Source organism: Halomonas marinisediminis, from assembly GCF_004347715.1.
Lineage (GTDB): Bacteria > Pseudomonadota > Gammaproteobacteria > Pseudomonadales > Halomonadaceae > Halomonas > Halomonas icarae.
In genome coordinates this window covers 1-239 of record NZ_SLTR01000645.1, presented here as the reverse complement: position 1 = coordinate 239, position 239 = coordinate 1, and the positions used below count along the sequence as shown (strand labels likewise).

1 protein-coding gene is annotated in these 239 nt (G+C 76.6%); it reads left to right on the top strand.

The genetic code is table 11. From position 1 onward, the window contains the following. Positions 1-239, top strand: a 239-nt coding sequence (locus E0702_RS18095; protein WP_306766946.1) for an ADP-dependent NAD(P)H-hydrate dehydratase, incomplete at both ends; no start/stop codon positions are given.

Below are 239 nucleotides of genomic sequence, written 5' to 3'. Positions count from 1 at the left end.
AGCGCGTGCGCGACGCGGCGGCGCGCTCCGGCGCGGTGGTGCTGATTAAGGGCGCCGACACCGTGGTCGCCGCCCCCGACGGCCGCGCCACCATCGCTTCCAACGCGCCGCCCTGGCTCGCCACCGCCGGCGCCGGCGACGTGCTGGCCGGCATCATCGCCGCGATGCTGGCGCAGGGCGTAGCTGCATTCGAAGCCGCCAGCATCGGCGTGTGGATGCACGGCGAGGGCGCGCGCGAG